The organism is Parasphingorhabdus sp. (assembly GCF_036568145.1).
Taxonomy (GTDB): domain Bacteria; phylum Pseudomonadota; class Alphaproteobacteria; order Sphingomonadales; family Sphingomonadaceae; genus Parasphingorhabdus.
In genome coordinates, this window is sequence record NZ_DATCTC010000027.1 from 143,565 (window position 1) to 164,616 (window position 21,052).

Sequence of the window (21,052 nt, forward strand, 5' to 3'; positions counted from 1 at the left end):
CAATAGCGGGTTAACTGAACGATTAAATTGCAAAAAGCAATGGTCATTTACCCGGTAGGGAGAGAGATATGTCTATCGAGCAAAAACACGTGATGTGCCGTGCCTGTCATGCCCATTGTGGATTGATTGTCGATTTTGAAAATGGTGTTCCGGTCAAAACCCACGGTGACAAGAATAATCCCGAATATGAAGGGTATAGCTGCATAAAAGGTCGGCAACTCGCCAATTATCACAGCCTGGAATCGCGCTTACTGACCAGTTACAAGGGCATGAAACAGGGCCGGAAAGAGGCGATAAGCTGGCGGGATGCCGCGCAGGAAATTGCCGCAAAACTCGAAAATATTATCGCCGAGCACGGGCCGGACAGCGTGGCTTCCTATGTCGGGACGTTCGGTTATAACAACCTCAACGCCCATAGCTTCATGCTGGCCCTGATGGATGCGATAGGATCGACTTCGGTATATGACAGTGTGACCATCGACCAGCCCGGCAAAGGCATTGCCCGCGCGCTCGCCGGTCCCTGGCTTGCGGGCGCGCCGCGGGTGGGCGAGTGGGACGGGTTGATGCTGGTTGGCACTAATCCCATCGTCTCGATGAATGGCGGGCTAGGCATGAACCCGGCCAAGAAACTGCATGATGCGAAGAAACGCGGGATGCAGCTTATCGTCATTGATCCACGTGAAACAGAAAGCGCCCGGCAGGCCGATCTATACCTGCAATGCCGCCCCGGTGAGGATCCGATAATCCTTGCCGCCATCACTAAGGTGGTGATCGAGGAAGGCCTGTATGACAAGGATTTCGTCGCCAATGACGTGAACGGGCTTGAGGCTTTAAAAAAGGCGGTCGCGCCTTTCGATCCCGCTCTGGCTGCCCAGCGCGCCGATTTGACAGTGGAAGAAATTGTTCAGGCCGCGCGCATGTATGGCCGCTGGAAACAAGGCAGCATCAGCGTCGGGACCGGCCCCAATATGGCTGGCGGCGGCAATATTACCGAATATCTCAACCTGTCGCTGACCTCGATCATGGGCCATTGGCGGCGTGAAGGTGAAATCAACCGGCGCAGCGGCGTGTTTATGAAGCCCGCTCCCCCTATCGCCGCTTCTCCGGGGCCATTGCAGGCATGGGGCTTTGGCCGCAAGCTGCATAGCCGCGATCTGGAGCAGAGCATTTCCGGCATGCCCACATCTGCCCTGCCCGACGAAATCCTGACTCCCGGTGACAAACAGGTAAAGGCGCTGATCTGTCTGGGCGGCAACCCGATGCTGGCTTGGCCGGACCAGCTCAAGACGTTCGAGGCGATGAAGGCGCTCGACCTGCTGGTCTGTGTCGATCCGCGCATGTCGAAAACGGCGGAGCTTGCCGACTATGTTATCTCGCCAAAGCTGCATTACGAAGTCCATGGCAGCACCGCCGCGCCGGGACTTTATGGCGGATTTGGCGCTGGCTGGGGCTTTGAAAATAATTACGCGCAGGCCAGCCTGCCGATCATGGAAGCACCCGAAGGTTCCGACCTGTGCGAGGAATATCAATTCATCCACACGCTCGCCAGCTACATGGGCAAACCTCTGGAAATCAAAAGCTGGGCGCTTGTCTCCCACCCGCAGGAGCGCGAGGAAAATACCACGATTTTCGAACCCGGCGAAACACCCGATCCGGTCACCGCGTGGAGCGCCGCGCTGAACGGATCGCCGGTTCCTGTGACCGAAGTTTTCGCCGATCCCGATGCCCATAAGGGCAAGATTGTCGATGCGCAGCCTTTGCTTGTCCAGCCCAAGCCCGCAGGCTGGGAAGGCAAGCTGTCGGTCGGCAATGCCGCCATGCTGGAAGAACTGGACGCCTATGTGCAGCGGCTGGGACAGCCGGTGGAGGAAACCGCCTTCCCGATGCGGATGATTGGCCGGCGGATGACCGCCATGCTCAATTCCAGCTGGCACGAGGAACCCACCCAGCGCAAACGCGTGCCGCATCACCCGGCCTATATGAACCCTGCGGATATGGAAGCGCTCGGCTTGATTGAGGATCAGCCGGTGGAAGTGGAATCGGAACGCGCCTTCATTAGCTGCGTGGCCAAGGCCGATATAAGCGTGAAGCGCGGATGCGTTTCCATGCCGCATAGCTGGGGCACAAATCCGGACGAGAATGAAGACCCGCTGGGCGATGGCGGCAATACCGGGAGGCTTTCGTTTAACGACCGCGACTTTGACAGAAGGACAGGTATTCCGCTGATGAGCAGCATTCCGATCCGCGTCCGGGCAAAGGGGCAAGTGCTGATCCCCGCGCAATAAGCGCAGGGCAAGCCCATAGCGTCAGGGGCAAGCCGGTTGCAAAAAACTCACGATAATCTAAAGTCGCGTCATTGATTATTGGTGACCATGCCCTTGGGACAAGTATATCTTGCTCCGTTAGGGGTGAACCTGTCGAACCACGTTTCTAGGTCGGGAACGGTATCAAGGCTAAAAGCGTGCATCGACAGGCTCAGCACTAACGGAAACTGACTTGGCCGGCGGGGATAGATTTCAGGAGCTTTCACTTGTCCTTTCCCCGCACCCTAGCATTATTATCCGCCGCGAGCCTGATGAGCGCTTCGCCACTATTGGCGCAGGATAGTGGCTCCACAAACACTGGCCAGCCGGTTGAAATCAGCGCCGACAGGCTGACCCAGACCGTCAAGACCATGACGCTGGACCAGTTTGAAGGGCGCGCGCCGGGCACGGCGGGGGAAGATAAAACCATCGGTTATCTGATTGGCCGGTTTGAAGCCCTGGGGCTGGAGCCTGGCGGCGTGGACGGCACATGGACGCAGCCGGTTCCGCTACTCCATACTATCCTTGGAACTCCGGAAACCCTCTCGGTCTCGGCAGGCGGACAGACAACGGAATTGGAAGCGGGTACGGATATCTATGTCTCCACCCTGCAACCCGCCGAAAAAGTCGCGGTTCAAAATGCGGAGATGGTTTTCGTCGGCTATGGCGTGACCGCGCCCGAACGCGAATGGGATGATTTCAAGTCGCTTGACCTCAAGGGCAAGGTCGCGGTGATCCTTGTCAATGATCCGGATTTTGCCGCTGCGGCGAATGAGCCTGTGGCCGATACATTTGGCGGGCGGGCGATGACCTATTATGGCCGCTGGACCTACAAGTTTGAAGAAGCAGCGCGGCGCGGCGCGGTAGCCGCGTTAATCATCCACGAAACCGAAGCGGCCGGTTATGGCTGGAACGTGGTGCAAAGCCCGCAAGGCGAGAATTACGATATCGTCAGACCGGCGGACCAGATCACCAGCCTCGCCCTGCAAGGCTGGATCAGCGGCGAAGCGGCGCAGAAATTGTTTGATGATGCCGGGCTGGACCTTGCCGATCTGCGCGTCAGGGCACGGACCAAGGACTTCCAGCCGGTTCCGCTCAATGCCCGGTTCAATGCCGTCTATCCGGTTCAGCAGGAAGTGGTGAAAAGCCAGAATGTCATTGCCAAAATCACTGGCAAGACCCGCCCTGACGAGACTGTCATCTATGGCGCGCACTGGGATGCTTATGGTGAAGGGCCGCCCGATGAGGAGGGTAGAATATACCGCGCCGGTGCCAATGACGACGCGCTGGGCATTGCGGGTATCATGGAAATTGCCCGCAAGTTCAAATCCATGCCGCAGCCGGACCGGACCATAGTCTTTGCCGCGTGGACAGCGGAAGAGCGGGGATTGCTTGGCTCCGAAGCCTATGCACAGGCGCCTGTCTATCCGCTTGAAAAGACGGTCGCAAATCTGGCAATCGACATTTTGCAAACCGCTGGTGAGGCAAAAGACGTTATTCTGGTCGGCAAGGGCCAAGGGACTTTGGAAGACGATCTGGCGACCTTCGCCAAGCTGCAAGGCCGCGTCGTAACCGAGGAAAGCCTTCCCGAACGGGGGCTGTTTTACCGCGCCGATCATTTCTCCCTCGCCAAACAGGGCGTGCCGGTATTGTTGATGATGGGCATTGCAGGTGCGGCTGATCTGGTCGAGGGCGGACAAGCCGCGGGCCAGAAATGGATCGATGACTATACCGGAAACTGCTATCACGCCGCCTGCGATGCGTGGTCGCCGGAATGGGATCTGGCCGGCGCGATGCAGGACATCAACCTGATGTTCGACATCGGCAACGACCTGGTGCGTTCAGACCGCTGGCCGGAATGGAAAGAGGGTTCCGAGTTCAAGGAAATCCGCGAAAAAAGCGCTGCCGTCCGGAAGTAGGTCGGTTTCGCCCCTCGCCATTCCTGCGAAGGCGGGAATCCAGCTTCCCTCTGCAAGGTTCCAGCTGAACGCGCCCCCGCCTACGCGGGAATGACCGTCGTGATTTAACGCTGTCCTACATGCTCAGCCTTATGATATCAGCAATCCGGTTCTTTCTCAGATTTGAATTTTTTCATGCCCGGCCAGCGTCAAAAGTCCAACACATCCCGGCCCCAAGACCAAATCCAATATTTTCCGGAAGAATTGGCGGAAACAAAATGTTCCTTGGTGTGAAGTTAGTGAAGTTTGAAACAGCGATTTTCCAGTTCCAGGCCTCCAGTCCCCATAAAAATGGCCCCGGAAACCAATCCGGAGCCATTCCTGTATATCGAAATCAAACGCAGTTTGCGTAAGGCCCTACCCTACGACGATCATCACCAGCGAACGGGCGATCAGCGCAGGTGTTTCAACGCCTTCGATCTCCACCGTCACATCATAGCTGAGCAGCCAGCGGCCCGCCTGTTTTTCATCTGCATCGACCAATGTATGACGCGCGCGTATTTTGGAACCGGCGCGAACGGGGTTCAGGAAACGCACCTTGTCATAGCCATAGTTGATGCCCATCACCGTGCCTTTGAGGCCCAGCGTGCAGCCAGCCGACATGGCGGGGAGCAGAGACAGGGTCAGCAAGCCATGCGCGATGGTACCGCCAAACGGCGTGTGTTTCGCTTTTTCTTCGTTAACATGGATGAACTGGTGATCTTCGGTGCAGTCGGCAAATTTGTTGATGCGGTCCTGACTGGCTTCAAACCATTCGGACACGCCCACTTCCTTGCCTTTCCAGCTTTCCAGTTCACTTGGCATAATCGTTGGCATATTATCTCTCCTAAATATGGTTCCGGGGCCCGATCTATCGGGCACCCAAGCGTTTATCGGCGCCCTATCAGCCCTTCATGACTTCCTGCATCCGGCGAAAGAATTTGCCGCCCTGTCCGCCGCCATTGGCATATTCCTGCATGCCGGTTTCGTCGAGAATCTGGTCGATATTCTCTGCAATCGCTTCGGCGCTGCGCTTTTCAACCGGCAGCCAGATGCCTTCGGTTTCCAGAATTTTCGCCGCTGCATAGCCGCCTGCACCAGCGGTGAGGATAGTCTTGGACGGTGCGCCATCGCTGCACAGGTAAACCACGGCGGGCGTTACCGCTTCGGGCACCAGCAATTTCAGCGCTTCTTCCGGCATGATGTCTTCGGTCATGCGGGTCGCAGCCACGGGGGAGATACAGTTGGTATGGATGCCTTTGCCCGCGCCTTCCTGATGCAATGTGTTCATGAAACCGACCAGCGCCAGTTTCGCCGCGCCATAATTGGCCTGTCCAAAATTGCCATAAAGGCCGGTGGAAGAAGTCGTCATCACGATGCGGCCATATTGACGCTCACGCATGTGGTCCCACACCGCCTTGGTGCAGTTGACGCTGCCGGTCAGGTGGACATCCATGACGAACTGGAAATCTTCCAGGCTCATTTTGTGGAAGCTTTTATCGCGCAAAACACCGGCATTGTTGACCAGAATATCGACATGGCCCCATTTCGCGATGGCATCGGCGACCATTTTTTCGACCGCTGGCATATCGGTGACGCTGCACCCTGCTGCCATGGCTTCGCCGCCTTCGGCTTCGATTTCAGCGACCACCTGTTCGGCAACCGTGGCAGAACCGCCGGTGCCGTCACGCGCGCCGCCAAAGTCATTGACGACAACCTTCACGCCGCGGCGCGCCAGTTCCATCGCATGTTCCTTGCCAAGCCCGGCGCCAGCGCCCGTGACAATGGCTACGCGATCATTAAATTCTACTGTGCTCATCGGATTTTTGCCTCTCGTTTTTTGCTATGAATGGAATCTTTGCAGCGATGGATGGGCAATCAAGCCGTTCGAGTCAAGCGGCGGTGATGACATTATCGGGCTTTGAAAGGCAAGATTACCGCGCCGCAGCAAGCCTGTATTTCACGCGTCCCTTGCCTGCCGTAACGGAAGCCATGGTCCGATGCGTTGGGGGTTTTTCTGACAGGCTCAGCAAAAATCTCACAAAGTCTTGCCACGCAGCCTTAATGCGTTGCCGATTACCGAGACGGATGACAGGCTCATCGCCGCCGCCGCGATCATCGGGCTTAGCAATAGACCGAACCATGGATATAGTATTCCAGCCGCGAGTGGGACGCCTAAGCCATTGTAAATAAAAGCAAAGAACAGGTTCTGGCGGATATTGTTCATCGTGAGGCGGCTCAGGCGGTGCGCTTTGACGATACCGCCCAGATCACCTTTGACCAGCGTGATGCCAGCACTTTCCATCGCCACATCCGTGCCGGTCCCCATGGCGATGCCAATATCGGCTTTGGCCAAGGCAGGAGCGTCGTTAATCCCGTCCCCTGCCATGGCGACAATCTTGCCCGATGCCTGCAACTCGCTGATGACACGGTGCTTGTCCTCCGGCGACACATTGGCATGGATCTCGTCGATGCCGATTTCATTGCCAACCGCCTTGGCCGTCGCCTCCGCATCACCGGTGAGCATAACGACATTCATACCGGCCGCATGCAGGTCCTTGATGGCCTGCGCCGTGGTGGATTTGATCGGGTCCGCAACGCCGATGAGGCCCGCTGGTTTGCCATTTACCGCGACAAACATCACCGTCTGACCCTGCGAGCGGCCATCTTGTGCTTTCGCTGAAAGATCGGAGCTTGATGCACTCAGCCGTTCCATCATCTTTTCGTTACCGACAGCAACCCGGCGGCCATGAACCGTGGCCTCCGCGCCTTCCCCGGTAACCGACTGAAAGTCATCTGCCGCTGCAAAAGACAGCCCGCGATCCTTTGCCCCCGCCACAATCGCGGCTGCCAACGGATGTTCGCTGGACATCTCCGCCGCCGCGACAAGCGCCAACATCTCATCTTCTTCCAGCGCGCCTTGCGCCTCTACCATTACCAGCTTCGGCTTACCCTCTGTCAGTGTTCCGGTCTTGTCGACAACTATGGTGTCGACCTTTTCAAATGTCTCAAGAACCTCGGCATTCTTGATCAAGATCCCGCTTTGCGCCCCCTTGCCCGTACCGACCATGATCGACATCGGCGTTGCCAATCCCAGCGCGCAAGGACAGGCAATGATAAGAACCGCCACCGCGTTCACCAGCCCGTATACCAGCGCTGGTTCCGGCCCCCAAATGGCCCACACGGCAAAGGTGATAATCGAAATCGCCACCACGCCCGGCACAAAATAGCCGGAAACTGTATCGGCAAGCTTTTGAATGGGCGCACGGCTGCGCTGTGCATCGGCCACCATTTGCACGATTTTCGCCAGCAATGTGTCCTTGCCAACGCGCGTTGCGATCATTTCAAAGCCGCCGGTCTGATTGACCGTACCGGCGGTGACCTCATCCCCCTGCGCTTTGCTGACCGGTATCGGCTCGCCCGTAATCATCGACTGGTCAACGGTACTGGAACCCTTTGCTATGGTGCCATCAACCGGAATTTTCTCACCCGGCCTAACCCGCAAACGGTCATCCGTGGCGACTTGCTCCAGCGCGATTTCTTCTTCGGAGCCATCGCTGTTAATCCGTATCGCTGTCGGCGGTGCCAGCTCCAGCAAAGCCCGCAAGGCGCTTGTCGTCTGTCCACGCGCTTTCAGCTCCAGAACCTGCCCCAACAAGACAAGAGTGGTGATAACCGCAGCGGCTTCATAATAAACGCCCACCTGTCCACCATGGTCCCTGAACGAATCCGGAAATATATCGGGGAACAGCGTCGCCGCCAGACTGAACAGAAACGCCACGCCGACGCCAATGCCAATCAGCGTAAACATATTGAGGTTGAGCGTTTTTATGGATTGGAATGCACGGACAAAAAATGGCTGTGCGCCCCAAATCACGACCGGAGCGGCAAGGATCAACTGCAACCACTGTGATATACTCGGGTCGACCAACCCATCAAACGGCCTGCCCGGCAGCATATCTCCCATGGCATAGATGAACAACGGAATCGTGAACAGAGCACTCACCCAGAACCGGCGGCGCATATCCAGATATTCCGGATCAGGCCCGGTATCGAGCGAAAATGTCTCCGGCTCCAGCGCCATACCGCAGATGGGGCAAGAACCTGGGCCTTCCTGACGGATTTCCGGATGCATGGGGCAGGTATAAATGGTGCCGGCAGGCATTGGTTCTTGTGGGATCGGCTTATCCGATAAATACCGTTCGGGGTCTGCGGCAAATTTGGTTTTGCAGCCAGCGGAACAGAAATGATATTCACTACCCTGATGTTCGCCATGATGCGCGGTCTTTGCCGGATCGACCGTCATCCCGCATACCGGGTCGATAACGTCATGGTTGCAGCAATCACTAGGATGAGAAGCTTCAGCCATAAATCAAGCCTCCATCACCGCTGCACTTTTTCAAATAAGTCGACCAGTTCGGTGAATTTTTCACGCTGCTCGGCCTCATCACCGCTGGCAATGGCCTCCGCGACGCAGCACGCCGCATGATCCTTCAATACCGCGCTCTCGACCTTGGTCAGAGCGGCGCGTACCGCCTGAATCTGATGCAAAATGTCAATACAATAACGGTCTTCTTCCACCATTCGGGCAATACCGCGCACCTGACCCTCAATGCGTTTGAGGCGGTTAATCTTCTTCTCTGAATTTTTTGCAGTCATTGAATCAGCGCCCTTCCGCATATACCTATGGGGGGTATATAGCTGATCTGCGTAAAAATGCAATGATCCTCGGTTAACTAGGAACGATTCATGTGGAAATGACGATCCAGCCCACCGGCTAGCCCCCCGTGGATCACTTTAGCAGAATGTTGAAACGCGAGCTTTAATCCGCATTCTAAAGATCAGCCGTTGTTCGGTACCACGCGCATCAGGCCTTCCTGTGCGGCTGATGCAACCAGTTTGCCATCCTCGGTATAAAGGGAGCCACGATTGAGGCCGCGTGCGTTGCCGGACCAATCGCTATCCATCACATAGCATATCCATTGATCAATCCTGAAATCATCATGGAACCACATAGCGTGGTCCAGGCTGGTGGAGAATAATCCGGGCGAGGTCCAGTTTAATCCGTGCGGAATCATCGCTGTTGAAAGCAATCCCATATCGGATGCGAAGGCCAGAGCTGCGCGGTGGGTAAGCGGGTCATCTGGTAGCGGAGCAGCAGTTTTGAACCATTGATATTGATGTGCAGTCCGGTCCTTGTCCTGCGGATGAACGCTGCGTATATCAAAGGGCCGCGGCCTACTCATTTGCTCTATATGTTCATCCAATATATCCGGGTTGCGGGCCGTAAGTTCCAATGCACTCAGACATTGATCGGGCGGCAAAATATCGGATGACATCGGTATTTGATGATGGAACCCTTCGGCCGGCGTTTGGAAGGAAGCCGTAAGGTTGAATATGACTTTTTCATCCTGCCGCACAACGACCCTGCGATTGGATATGCTCCTCCCGTCAAAGTCACGGTGAACCCGGAAATGCAGCGGCTTTGTCTCATCTCCCGCCCGCAAAAAATAGGCATGAAGCGAATGAATATGCTTGCCCTCATCAACCGTGCGATCCGCCGCAACAATGGCTTGAGCGATCACCTGCCCCCCAAAAATACGCTCTCGAGACGTTGAATTGAGTGCGGGAAACACAAATTCATCATCCACATCCGCCGTAAGATCAAGCGTGCGGAGCAATCCGTCCACCAGCTTGTCCGGTGACACGGAGGAAAAATGGGTCAAAGCTTCCGATAACCGGCGCTCGATCTGTTCGTCTGTGAGTTGCTTCAAAACTGCTCTGTTCCTTAGACTACGGCAGGGCGTAAAATCGCGAAAGTTCAGAAATATATTTCTGAACCGTCCCACACCGATATGTCAGCCCGGACCTAAGTCAATTTGAAAGCTTGTCAAGATGCCTGCGTTTTTGTGCCAACAGATACGCGCGACGCGCTTGGTTCCACTTGCAATGTGCGTGCATGTTTATGCGCATATTTTAAACATGAGTTCGTTCCTCTGGCCAATAGAGACGCATTGGATTGTCGATAAGCAATTTGCGCTGAAGCTCTTGTGTCGGCGCAATTTTCGGGATGACATCCACCAGCATGCCATCGTCGGGTAATATTTCTTGCTGATTAGGATGCGGCCAGTCTGTTCCCCACAAGCATTGGTTAGGGTAATCCTAATGGCCCCCAACGTGGCCCCCATAATATCGCGTTTGCACACGAACAGCGGCGGACGCCAGCGACTAAACTAGCGTAGTTTTTAGCAGTTTTCTAAGGGTTATACAAGCTTTGGTGAATGTCTGCGAACAGATAAATGGTGCCCAGAAGAGGGCTCGAACCTCCACATCCTTGCGAATACTAGCACCTGAAGCTAGCGCGTCTACCAATTCCGCCATCTGGGCACGCCGACCTATCATCGGTGTAGCAGCGGGCGATTAGCGCCATGGGGACGATATTGTCAATGATTCATCTGTCGTTATTTGCAATCAAATTTCTTTGGAGGGCTTGCTCGCTCTAATATGATATAATTCATCCTACTTTTAAGTGGATTCGGATATTGCGTGCCGCGCGCCGGTCGGGCACAAGCGCGCGCAGAACATACTGTAATTTGCGACAAGAAACGGACACTGGATTATGACGCTTGACGGACAACTGGTTTGTATTTTTGGTGGTGGCGGCTTTTTAGGCCGCTATATATCACAGCATCTCTTGTCGCGCGGCGCACGGGTTCGGATAGCTGAGCGCGATCCGAAAAATGCAGTCCATATTAAACCGCTAGGCAGTCTAGGACAGACCCAGTTATGCAGTGCTGACGTCACAAAAAAGGACAGCGTCATCCGTGCCGTTCATGGCTGCGATGCGGTCATTAATCTGGTGGGTATATTAGACGGTAACTTTGATGCTGTGCATGTAACAGGCGCGCGAAATGTTGCCGAAGCGGCTACACAGGCAGGGTGCCGCGCATTGGTGCAGATGTCCGCCATTGGCGCGGATACCGAATCACCATCACGTTATGGACAGAGCAAAGGCGAGGCAGAGGAAGCAGTGCTCAACGCCTTTCCAAGCGCAATCATCCTGCGGCCGTCTATTGTGTTTGGACGTGAAGACAAGTTTATCAACCGCTTTGCCGGAATGATCCGTATGCTGCCCATGGTTCCAATCATCAGCGGCGATACCAAGTTTCAGCCGGTTTTTGTCGATGATGTCGCGCAGGTCGTTGCGGTAGCCTTGGAAAATCCGGAATTATATGCCGGGAAGGTTTTCGAGCTCGGCGGTCCGGAAGTGCTTAGCATGGCCCAACTCTATCGGCGGATTGCGAAAATAACCCGTCGGGACCGCGTCTTTGTTGAACTTCCCGATTTCGCGACGAAGATCCTGGTGGCTTTAACAGGCTTATTGCCCGGTGCACCTATTACGTCCGATCAATATAAGATGCTGCAAAAGGATAATATCGTCAGTGAAGGGCAGGCAGGGCTGAAGGCTTTTGGTGTAACGCCTACGCCGCTGAACGCCGTTGGACACGGATGGATGGAGTCTTATACCATGCATGGCCGCTTTGGCGCGCAGGCCAAAGCGGGTTAATCCATTCTGCTTTTAAAACCAGATTAATAGCGCACCGCCCAAGGCGACGCGATAAATCACGAAAACCATCATTGATGCCTTACGCAGAAACTGCATCAGGAAGGTCATCGTCAGCAGGGCAGCAACAAAAGTCATCGCGCCTGTAATGAAGGCTTCTTTGAGAAGTTCACTATTGGCATCCATTAGATCCGGCACGATCAGTATACCGGCCCCCGCGACGGCGGGGATTGACAGAAGAAAAGAAAAACGCGCCGATTCCACACGGCTATAGCCCAAGAATCGCGCTGCCGTCATTGTCACACCGGAGCGGCTAGTGCCCGGGATCAGCGCAAGCGCCTGTGCCAAACCGACAATGATCCCGTCTTTAAGCGTCATATCCTCAAAAGTTTTGACCTGCCGCCCTATCCGGTCTGCAAATCCCAGTAATACGCCATAAATAATCAGGTTAACGCCAACCAAAGTGGTACTGCGAAACCCGTCCAAATAACCGCCGGTTTTCAGAAATAAACCAACGATCACCGCAGGAATGGTGCCGATTATGATCCACCATAACAAACGTTTTTCCGCATCTGCCTTACCGATACCGATGGTTGCAAAACCTCCTTTGCCAAGTGCAATCACATCCTTGAAGAAAAAGGTAATAATGGCGAGGAGTGATCCGACATGGACTGCGATATCGATCATCGGTCCTTGATCAGAATAACCCGTAAAAACGGGGAGTAATATTAAATGGCCGGACGATGAAATTGGCAAAAATTCAGTAACACCTTGCACAACGGCGAGGAGCAGCATTTGAATAAATGTCATGATGGAATCCCGATAAAAAGAACGAATGCACCGTATAGAAGCGGCACCTTTGTTTGTCGCTATTTTTGTCGCTAGCCAATTAGGTCCGCCTTGATGTATATTTACCAGCATCGAATTACGCGGAGCATGCTAATTGATTCAAAAATTTTTATATAGGGCAGTAAGGCTGTCTTTTTTGGATTTTTTTGCGTGACTCACTCCCTGATTTCCTCTATCGGAACGCATCGCCTGGCTCAGGGCCTCTTCAGGAAGGACACTCAAAAGAGCAGGCACTATAATATAAAATTACCGGAATCGAGTGACTGGCATGCCAAAAGACGCAGTAAAATTAGATATGTTGAAATTTGTTGACACCGGGCAAAGCTATCCGGAAAAGCGCGAACCCATTTTGCGCGCCGAAGATTTTCGAGAAATTGCTGATCGCTATGCACCTGATAAAGCGGCCGAACAGGCTTCTCGTTGCTCGCAATGCGGGGTGCCGTATTGTTCCGTCCACTGCCCTTTGCACAATCATATTCCCGACTGGCTCCGATTAACCGCAGAAGGCAGGGTAAGGGAAGCCTATGAAATGTCGAACCTTACCTCCACCATGCCAGAAATTTGTGGACGTATCTGTCCACAAGACCGCTTGTGTGAGGGCAATTGCGTAATTGAATTTTCCGGCCATGGCGCAGTAACCATTGGCGCGGTGGAAAAATATATAACCGATACGGCCTGGGAAAAAGGCTGGGTCGAACCGTTAGAGCCCGGAAAGCCTCGTGGCCAGTCGGTTGGCATTATCGGAGCTGGCCCCGCTGGCCTGACTGCTGGCGAATATTTACGCGTGGCGGGCTATGACGTGCATATTTATGATCGCCATGACCGTGCCGGTGGCCTGCTGACCTATGGCATCCCCGGTTTTAAGCTGGAAAAAGACATTATCATGCGTCGGGTCCAGCGGCTTAAAGATGGCGGAATAAACTTCCATGAGAATTTCGAGGTTGGCAAAGACGCGACGCTAGATGACTTGCGTGGCAAGCATGATGCGATTCTGATCGCTACGGGCGTTTACAAGGCGCGTGAAATAATGATGCCCGGCGTGGGCGCTCCGGGAGTAGAGGAAGCTCTTGCTTTTCTTACCGCATCCAATCGCAAGAGCTTTGGCGATGAAGTGCCAGAATTTGACAATGGCCGATTTAATGCGAAGGATAAAAATGTCGTTGTTATCGGTGGCGGTGACACCGCAATGGACTGTGTCAGGACTTCGATCCGGCAGGGTGCCAAATCAGTGAAATGCCTCTACCGCCGCGACCGCGACAATATGCCCGGCTCTCAGAACGAAGTTAAAAATGCCGAAGAAGAAGGCGTTGAATTTGTCTGGCTGTCTGCTCCCATAGCAGTGGAGGGCACAGAACATGTCACCGCAGTAAAGGCTACGAAGATGCGCCTTGGTGCGGCCGATGCAAGTGGTCGGCGCTCTCCAGAAGTTCAACCCGATAGTGAATTTACGCTGGAAGCGGACCTCGTCATCAAGGCCTTGGGATTTGATGCAGAAGAACTGCCCACTTTGTTCGATTGCCCCGATCTCAGCGTCACGCGCTGGGGCACGTTGCGGGTGGATCATAAATCCATGATGACTAACCTCGACGGCGTTTTTGCCGCCGGTGACATCGTGCGCGGAGCCAGCCTCGTTGTCTGGGGGATTCGCGACGGGCGGGATGTAACCGAGCATATGCATAAATTTTTGCGCGAAAAGGCAACTGCAGAAAAGCAGGCTGCCTGAATAGTTCCGCGCCGCAGCATTAGATGAAAGCTGCGAAGACAGAGATTCCACTGATTGAAATGAAAATATGATGACCCATTATTATCCTACACCAGAACATAAGCGGCTTGCCGAAATCGGTATGTATCGACCTGAATTTGAATCTGATGCCTGCGGTGTCGGATTGGTCGCAGCAACCGATGGAAAGCCTTCAAGGCGGGTAGTATCGTCCGCAATTGATGCGCTGAAAGCTGTGTGGCATCGCGGTGCGGTCGATGCTGATGGAATGACTGGAGACGGTGCAGGGATTCATGTCGATTTGCCGGTCCGTTTCTTTGATGATGCGGTTGCCGATAGCGGCCACAAAGTCCGGCCCAACCGGCTTGCCGTGGGCATGATATTTCTTCCGCGCACGGATTTAAGTGCGCAGGAAACCTGCCGGACCATTGTCGAGGCGGAGATTATTGAGGCCGGTTATAAAATTTATGGCTGGCGCCAGGTGCCGGTTGATGTGTCGGTGATTGGCGAAAAAGCACAAAATACCCGGCCGGAAATTGAACAGATCATGATCGCCGGGCCGTTGCCGGATCGGCAGAGTGTCGAGGAGTTTGAAAAGAACCTCTACCTCATTCGCCGCCGGATCGAGAAGAAAGCCGTCGCAGCGCAGATACAGGATTTCTATATTTGCAGCCTGTCTTGTCGTTCCATCATCTACAAGGGCCTGTTCCTTGCCGAATCCCTGTCCGTCTTTTACCCAGATTTGCTCGACGAGCGGTTTGAAAGCCGGGTTGCGATTTTCCACCAGCGTTATTCCACCAACACCTTCCCGCAATGGTGGTTGGCGCAGCCGTTCCGGACCCTCGCACATAACGGTGAAGTGAACACGATACGCGGCAATACGAACTGGATGAAAAGCCACGAGATCAAGATGGCGAGCCTCGCGTTTGGTGATCATTCGGAAGATATCAAACCCGTGATCCCCGCCGGTGCTTCGGATACTGCTGCTCTTGATGCCGTGTTTGAAACCATCTGCCGCTCTGGCCGCGATGCGCCAACCGCAAAGCTGATGCTGGTCCCCGAAGCATGGCAGAATGGAACGGACCTCGACCCCGCGCACAAGGCTATGTATGAATATCTGGCCAGTGTGATGGAACCGTGGGACGGTCCCGCCGCCCTTGCCATGACTGATGGTCGCTGGGCCGTTGCCGGTGTCGATCGCAATGCTTTGCGTCCGCTGCGCTATAGCAAAACGTCTGACAACCTGCTGATTATCGGGTCGGAAACCGGCATGGTTGTCGTCCCCGAAAGCCAGATCGTCGAGAAAGGCCGCCTTGGCCCCGGGCAGATGATCGCCGTCGATCTTCAGGAAGGCGTGGTTTTTGCTGACAAGGAAATCAAGGACCGGATCGCTTCGGAAGAGCCTTATGCCGATCTGGTCAAGGGGTTCCGGGCAATAGATGACTTGCCCCCTGCTCCTGCGGAATCGGGTATGGGCTTTTCCAAGGAAGAACTGATCCGCCGTCAAACCGCCGCCGGTCATACGCTGGAGGATATGGAGATGATTCTCGCCCCTATGGTCGAGGACGCGAAAGAGGCGGTCGGCTCCATGGGCGATGACACTCCGCTGGCGGTAATCAGCCAGAAACCCCGGCAAGTCAGCCATTTTTTCCGGCAGAATTTCAGCCAGGTCACCAACCCGCCGATTGACAGCCTGCGTGAGCGGCATGTCATGAGCCTGCGGACGCGGTTTTCCAATCTTGCAAATATCTTGGAGAAAGACAGCCAGAACGAGAATGTTCTGGTGCTGGACAGCCCGGTATTAAGCTGTGCCGACTGGGAGCGGTTGAAGGCCGGATTTGGCGATATGGTTGCCACGATTGATTGCACCATGTCCACCACGGGCGGAGCCATTACATTGCGCGATGCGATTGCCCGCATCCGCGATGAAGCAGAGCAAGCCGTGCGTCAGGGAAAGACCGAAATATTCCTGTCGGACGAGAATATAGACGAAGACCATATGTCTATCTCTATGGTGATCGCCACTGCTGCCGTGCACACCCATCTGGTCCGCAAAGGGTTACGCTCTTACGCATCGGTCAACGTCCGCGCGGCGGAATGCCTGGACACCCATTGCTACGCGGTGCTGATCGGTGTCGGCGCCACGACGGTCAATGCCTATCTGTCCGAAGCCGCGATTGTGGACCGCCATGCCCGCGGGCTTTTCGACGGTCTTTCGCTTGATGAGTGCATCGCTCGCCACAAAAAGGCTGTGGATGAAGGCCTGCTGAAAATCATGTCCAAAATGGGCATTGCCGTCATTTCAAGCTATCGCGGCGGCTATAATTTCGAGGCAGTGGGCCTGTCGCGTGCATTATGTAACGATCTGTTCCCCGGCATGCCGACGAAAATTTCCGGTGAAGGCTATGCGTCTTTGTTCATCAATGCACAGGAAAAGCACGAAGCGGCCTTTGATGCTGCGGTAGTCCGCTTGCCCGTCGGCGGTTTTTACAAACAGCGCGACGGCGGCGAAACCCATGCCTATAGCGCGCATCTGATGCATTTGCTGCAAAGCGCAGTCGCGCATGACAGCTATTCCTCTTACCTGCAATTTTCGCAAGGTGTCCGCGAGCTGGAGCCTGTTTACCTGCGCGACCTGATGGAATTTAACTACGCGCCGGAACCGATTCCGATTGATGAAGTGGAAGCGATTACCGAAATCCGCAAACGGTTTAACACCCCCGGCATGTCGCTGGGCGCGCTAAGCCCGGAAGCGCATGAAACGCTGGCCATCGCTATGAACCGGATCGGCGCGAAATCCGTTTCAGGCGAAGGCGGCGAAGAAAAGCGCCGCTACACGCCCTTTGAAAATGGCGATAATGCGTCCAGCCCGATCAAACAGGTAGCGTCTGGCCGCTTTGGCGTGACGGCAGAATATCTCGGTGCTTGTGAAGAACTTGAAATCAAGGTCGCACAAGGCGCAAAGCCCGGCGAAGGCGGACAGTTGCCCGGTTTCAAGGTCACCGAGTTTATCGCCAAGCTGCGCCATTCGACTCCGGGTGTCACGCTGATCAGCCCGCCGCCGCATCATGATATCTATTCGATCGAGGATCTTGCCCAGCTGATTTACGATCTGAAACAGATCAATCCCAAAGCGCGCGTATGCGTGAAGCTGGTTTCCTCCGCCGGTATCGGCACGATTGCGGCTGGCGTGGCCAAGGCGCATGCCGATGTCATCCTGATTTCCGGCAATACCGGCGGGACCGGCGCGTCACCGCAAACGTCCATCAAGTTTGCCGGAACGCCGTGGGAAATGGGCCTGACCGAAGCCAATCAGGTTTTGACGTTGAACAACCTGCGTCACCGGGTGAAATTGCGCACGGATGGCGGCCTGAAAACCGGCCGCGATATAGTCATCGCGGCAATATTGGGCGCAGAGGAATATGGTATCGGTACACTGAGCCTTGTCGCCATGGGCTGTATCATGGTGCGCCAATGCCACAGCAATACCTGCCCGGTCGGCGTGTGTGTGCAGGATGAAAAACTGCGTGAGAAATTCACCGGCACACCGGAAAAAATCATCAACCTGATGACCTATATGGCCGAAGAAGTGCGCGAGATTCTGGCGCGGCTCGGTTTCCGCTCGCTGGAAGAAATTATCGGCCGCACCGAATTGCTGCGTCAGGTCAGCCGCGGGGCCGAACATCTTGATGATCTCGACCTCAACCCGATTCTGGCCAAGGTTGATGTGCCGGATGCAAAGCGCACCTTCAATCTGCCGACGCACCGTAACGAAGTGCCCGACAGTCTGGACGCGCAGATGATCGCCGATGCAAAGCCGGTGTTCGAACGCCGCGAGAAAATGCAGCTTACCTATACGGTACGCAATACGCACCGCGCTGTTGGCACACGTTTTTCGGCAGAAATTACCGCCAAATATGGCATGAGTACATTGAACGAAGACCATGTCCATGTGCGTCTGCGTGGTAGCGCGGGTCAATCGCTTGGCGCATTTTTGTGTCAGGGGATCACGCTGGAAGTATTCGGCGATGCCAATGATTATGTCGGCAAGGGCCTGTCTGGCGGTACAATTGTCGTGCGTCAGATGGTCAGCTCACCGCTCGACAGCAAGCAGAATACGATTATTGGTAACACCGTACTTTATGGCGCGACATCGGGTCGGCTTTTTGCCGCGGGACAGGCGGGCGAGCGTTTTGCTGTCCGTAATTCCGGCGCGGATGTTGTGGTGGAAGGCTGCGGTGCCAATGGCTGTGAATATATGACTGGCGGCAACGCGGTCATACTGGGCGCGGTCGGCAATAATTTTGGCGCTGGCATGACCGGCGGCATGGCCTTCATCCTCGACCTCAACCGTGACTTTGAAAAACTTGCCAATCCCGAAACTATTGTCTGGCAACGGCTGGAAAGCGACTATTGGGAACAGCACCTGAAAGGACTTATCGAGCAGCATTACCGGGCCACGGACAGCAAATGGTCAGAGACGGTTCTACGCGACTGGGACCGCTGGCGTGAACGGTTTTGGCAGGTATGTCCAAAGGAAATGATCAGCCGTTTGGTGCATCCGCTATCGGACAGCGAAACGATACAAGCGGCAGAGTGATAGTAGCTGTAATCTTGCGTAATTATGGGCGGTCCTAGGATCGCCCCTTTTTCGTTAGTGCTACCGAAAGCCAAATTTGATGATCCCGCTTTTTCTCACATGGCGGCCATGATATTATAGCGCAGGATGATTGTCATACAGCCAGCAGAAGGAAGCCAGTAAAATGCCCCAATTCACGCCCAATTATATGGAAATGAAAGCTGACGACATGGGGGCCAGCAAAACCTTTTATGAAAAAGCCTTTGGTTTCGTCTTCACCGACTATGGCCCGGACTATGCCGGGGTCGAAGGCGGTCCGGTGCAGATTGGTCTGGCCGCCGGGGATGAACCAGCGGCTCCTCTCCCGACATTCGAGGCCGATGATCTGGAATCGGCACTGGCACAGGTGAAGGAAGCGGGCGGCACTATCGTCAAAGAGATTTTTGCCTATCCCGGCGGTCGCCGCTTTGAATGTCTTGACCCTGCGGGCAACCGGCTGGCCATTTACCAGACCGCTTCGATGCCGGAATAATGCCACTTATCCTGCCAGGAAACCGGTAATCCGCATTTACCGCATCAAGGCTCTTCCCCCGCAGCGCAAACCCGCTTAACAGCATAAATATGTGGCACTTATTCCAATTTCCTCTTTGTCCTTTTTCGCGCAAAGTGCGTCTGTTACTGGGCGAAAAGTCGGTCGGTTACGAACTGGTCCGCGAATCGCCATGGTTACAGCGCGATGAATTTCTGGATATGAACCCCGCTGGCCGGACTCCGGTCATGAGCCACGATCAACGGGATATCATCCTCGCCGATAGCGTCGCGATCTGCGAATATATCGAAGAGACGGTCGAAAAGTCCCCGATGATCAATGGCACCGCCACTAACCGTGCCGAAATCCGCCGGCTTGTGGCCTGGTTTGATGAACAGTTTTACGGCGATGTGACCGCGCCCTTGCTCTATGAACGCATGCATAAACGCATTGTCCACCGCGCGCCGCCGGATGCCAAAATATTGCGGGAAGCCATGCGGCGGGCCAATGTCCACCTCGACTATATCGACTATCTGATCGACCATCGCAGCTGGCTGGCCGGTGCGACGATGAGCCTTGCCGACCTTGCTGCCGCGGCGCAGATTTCGGTCGCGGATTATCTTGGCGGGATTGACTGGACGGGCCATGGGCAGACCAAGGCATGGTATGCCATGTTCAAATCCCGCCCTTCCTTCCGGCCATTATTATCGGAACGCATGGAAGTCATCTCTCCGCCATCCCATTACGAGCTGGTGGACTTCTGACACGCCTGCCTAGTCTTTCACCACCGTCATCAGATAATTAAGCGCCAGATTCTCGGACAGGCTAAATCCATGCGTAGGGCTATAGGAAATGCCTGTTATATCCGTCACGCGCAGGCCCGCTTCATCCAATAGTTTTTGCAGCTCATCGGGCGTGAAAAACTGGTCATGACGATGTGTGCCCTTGGGGATACGCCCCGTCATTTCTGCCAGATCGACCATCAGCAATTTTGACATGGTGGTGCGATTGGGCGTGGAAATGACCATCAGGCCATCATCCGCCAGCGCGTTGGCGAGGCCAGCGACAAAGCCGTCGGGATCATCGACATGCTCTATCACTTCAAGCGAAGTGACCAGATCAAAGCCGCTTTCCCCGAATGTTTCTATCCCGTTGCAATGATAAGCGATATTCAGTCCCTGGGGCTCGGCATGCGCCTTGGCTGCGGCAATATTTTCCGGCGCAGCGTCAAGCCCTGTTACCTGCGCCCCCATGCGGGCCAGCGGTTCGCAAATCAGCCCTGCCCCGCACCCGACATCAAGGGCGCGTTTGCCCGTCAGGGGTCTCAATTCGGCTGGATCAACGTCAAAATGCAGGTTGATCGCGTCCCGGATATAGCCGAGCCGGACCGGATTTAACCTGTGGAGCATTGCGGAAGACCCGTTCGGATCCCACCACTCCGCCGCCAAAGCGCCGAAATGCGCCGCTTCTTCGGGGTTTATTGTGCTTTTGATTTCAGGTACAGACGCCCCTGAAACTTCCCTATTGCTGATGCTTGCGTTTGTCATATCGTCTCTTTATCACAGCGCACG

Annotated in this window: 14 protein-coding genes, 1 tRNA gene and 1 pseudogene; 7 read left to right on the top strand and 9 right to left on the bottom strand. The window is 54.9% G+C overall.

Annotated features, from left to right (window positions below; genetic code table 11):
* Nucleotides 1–68 precede the first annotated feature (68 nt).
* Together VIN76_RS09960 and VIN76_RS09965 are read left to right on the top strand one after the other, a co-directional pair.
* Nucleotides 69–2,285: a molybdopterin-containing oxidoreductase family protein gene (locus tag VIN76_RS09960; RefSeq protein WP_332041690.1), complete on the top strand. Its 2,217-nt coding sequence runs from the start codon at nt 69–71 to the stop codon at nt 2,283–2,285.
* A 290-nt stretch (nt 2,286–2,575) separates the two neighbouring features.
* Nucleotides 2,576–4,222 (top strand): M28 family metallopeptidase, encoded by a 1,647-nt coding sequence (locus tag VIN76_RS09965; RefSeq protein WP_332041725.1) that lies wholly within the window; start codon nt 2,576–2,578, stop codon nt 4,220–4,222.
* A gap of 396 nt (nt 4,223–4,618) precedes the next feature.
* On the opposite strand, the gene VIN76_RS09970 is transcribed toward VIN76_RS09965, so the two are convergent.
* The 7 genes and pseudogenes from VIN76_RS09970 to VIN76_RS10000 all read right to left on the bottom strand — a co-directional run bounded on the left by VIN76_RS09970 (nt 4,619) and on the right by VIN76_RS10000 (nt 10,627).
* On the bottom strand, nt 4,619–5,077 hold the full coding sequence (locus tag VIN76_RS09970; protein ID WP_332041691.1) for a MaoC family dehydratase: 459 nt from the start codon (nt 5,075–5,077) through the stop codon (nt 4,619–4,621).
* 67 nt (nt 5,078–5,144) lie between these two features.
* A complete protein-coding gene (locus tag VIN76_RS09975; RefSeq protein WP_332041692.1) occupies nt 5,145–6,059 on the bottom strand; it encodes an SDR family NAD(P)-dependent oxidoreductase in 915 nt (304 codons plus the stop codon).
* 219 nt (nt 6,060–6,278) lie between these two features.
* The gene (locus VIN76_RS09980) at nt 6,279–8,609 is read right to left on the bottom strand and encodes a heavy metal translocating P-type ATPase (RefSeq protein ID WP_332041693.1); all 2,331 of its coding nucleotides are present in this window, start codon (nt 8,607–8,609) and stop codon (nt 6,279–6,281) included.
* Nucleotides 8,610–8,623: 14 nt separating this feature from the next.
* Complete coding sequence (locus VIN76_RS09985) at nt 8,624–8,899, bottom strand: metal-sensitive transcriptional regulator (RefSeq protein ID WP_332041694.1); 276 nt, start codon at nt 8,897–8,899, stop codon at nt 8,624–8,626.
* 182 nt (nt 8,900–9,081) lie between these two features.
* Complete coding sequence (locus tag VIN76_RS09990) at nt 9,082–10,014, bottom strand: acyl-CoA thioesterase II (protein ID WP_332041695.1); 933 nt, start codon at nt 10,012–10,014, stop codon at nt 9,082–9,084.
* A 202-nt stretch (nt 10,015–10,216) separates the two neighbouring features.
* A pseudogene (locus tag VIN76_RS09995) lies at nt 10,217–10,402 on the bottom strand (amidohydrolase family protein); the annotation flags it as partial.
* Nucleotides 10,403–10,540: 138 nt separating this feature from the next.
* Nucleotides 10,541–10,627, bottom strand: a tRNA-Leu gene (locus VIN76_RS10000).
* Nucleotides 10,628–10,859: 232 nt separating this feature from the next.
* On the opposite strand from VIN76_RS10000, the gene VIN76_RS10005 reads away from it, so the two are divergent.
* Nucleotides 10,860–11,807, top strand: coding sequence for a complex I NDUFA9 subunit family protein (locus VIN76_RS10005; protein ID WP_332041696.1), 948 nt, complete (start codon nt 10,860–10,862; stop codon nt 11,805–11,807).
* Nucleotides 11,808–11,819: 12 nt separating this feature from the next.
* Here the strand turns inward: VIN76_RS10005 and VIN76_RS10010 are convergent, their stop codons facing one another.
* Nucleotides 11,820–12,614: an undecaprenyl-diphosphate phosphatase gene (locus VIN76_RS10010; RefSeq protein WP_332041697.1), complete on the bottom strand. Its 795-nt coding sequence runs from the start codon at nt 12,612–12,614 to the stop codon at nt 11,820–11,822.
* A 307-nt stretch (nt 12,615–12,921) separates the two neighbouring features.
* On the opposite strand from VIN76_RS10010, the gene VIN76_RS10015 reads away from it, so the two are divergent.
* From VIN76_RS10015 to VIN76_RS10030, 4 genes are all read left to right on the top strand, one after another.
* Nucleotides 12,922–14,376, top strand: a complete 1,455-nt coding sequence (locus VIN76_RS10015) for an NAD(P)-dependent oxidoreductase (protein WP_332041698.1) — start codon at nt 12,922–12,924, stop codon at nt 14,374–14,376.
* A gap of 67 nt (nt 14,377–14,443) precedes the next feature.
* A complete protein-coding gene (gene gltB / locus VIN76_RS10020; RefSeq protein WP_414696336.1) occupies nt 14,444–18,973 on the top strand; it encodes a glutamate synthase large subunit in 4,530 nt (1,509 codons plus the stop codon).
* A gap of 163 nt (nt 18,974–19,136) precedes the next feature.
* The gene (locus tag VIN76_RS10025; protein ID WP_332041699.1) at nt 19,137–19,484 is read left to right on the top strand and encodes a VOC family protein; all 348 of its coding nucleotides are present in this window, start codon (nt 19,137–19,139) and stop codon (nt 19,482–19,484) included.
* An 89-nt stretch (nt 19,485–19,573) separates the two neighbouring features.
* Nucleotides 19,574–20,245, top strand: a complete 672-nt coding sequence (locus VIN76_RS10030) for a glutathione S-transferase family protein (protein ID WP_332041700.1) — start codon at nt 19,574–19,576, stop codon at nt 20,243–20,245.
* A gap of 9 nt (nt 20,246–20,254) precedes the next feature.
* Here the strand turns inward: VIN76_RS10030 and ubiG are convergent, their stop codons facing one another.
* Nucleotides 20,255–21,028, bottom strand: coding sequence for a bifunctional 2-polyprenyl-6-hydroxyphenol methylase/3-demethylubiquinol 3-O-methyltransferase UbiG (gene ubiG, locus VIN76_RS10035; RefSeq protein WP_332041701.1), 774 nt, complete (start codon nt 21,026–21,028; stop codon nt 20,255–20,257).
* Nucleotides 21,029–21,052: the final 24 nt, after the last annotated feature.